At 44.4% G+C, this 525-nt stretch carries 1 protein-coding gene; it reads left to right on the top strand.

Features of this window, described 5'->3' with window-relative positions:
• Nucleotides 1-298: 298 nt before the first annotated feature.
• The coding region (locus tag GMD1S_RS10870) for a YhbY family RNA-binding protein (protein ID WP_000060166.1) at nt 299-525 on the top strand (227 nt) is incomplete at its 3' end.

Genomic DNA, 525 nt, shown 5'->3' with positions numbered 1-525 from the left:
TGGATCCGCGTAACAGGCACCGCCAAAGTCGCCGTCTGGGCACCAGAAGGCGTCGCAGTCGTCACACGAAAAGTAATTATTTAAAATAAAATCACTGAGCGAACAAAGTGAGCTCATAAAAAGATAGTTATTGTCGTGGTGTGATTGCCAATCGTTAGATTGGCAAGGGGCACACTTGAGACCTAGGCTCAAGTGTGAGGTCAGGAAATCCATTTTTCAAAGATGAGATCTTTGGAAAATTAGTTCCGACCGTCCCCCACCACCTAAAATAACTATCAAAAATCAAGGAAGAAAGATTATGTCATTAACATCGAAACAACGTGCCTTCCTCAACAGCCAGGCACACACCCTCAAACCCATCATCCAAATTGGAAAAAATGGTCTCAACGACCAAATCAAGACCAGCGTCCGTCAAGCTCTTGACGCGCGTGAATTGATCAAGGTTACTCTCTTACAAAACACAGATGAGAACATCCACGAAGTAGCTGAAATCTTGGAAGAAGAAATCGGTGTGGATACGGTCCA

Source organism: Streptococcus sp. GMD1S (genome assembly GCF_000296875.1).
GTDB lineage: Bacteria > Bacillota > Bacilli > Lactobacillales > Streptococcaceae > Streptococcus.
This window is presented reverse-complemented; position numbering and strand designations above follow the sequence as displayed.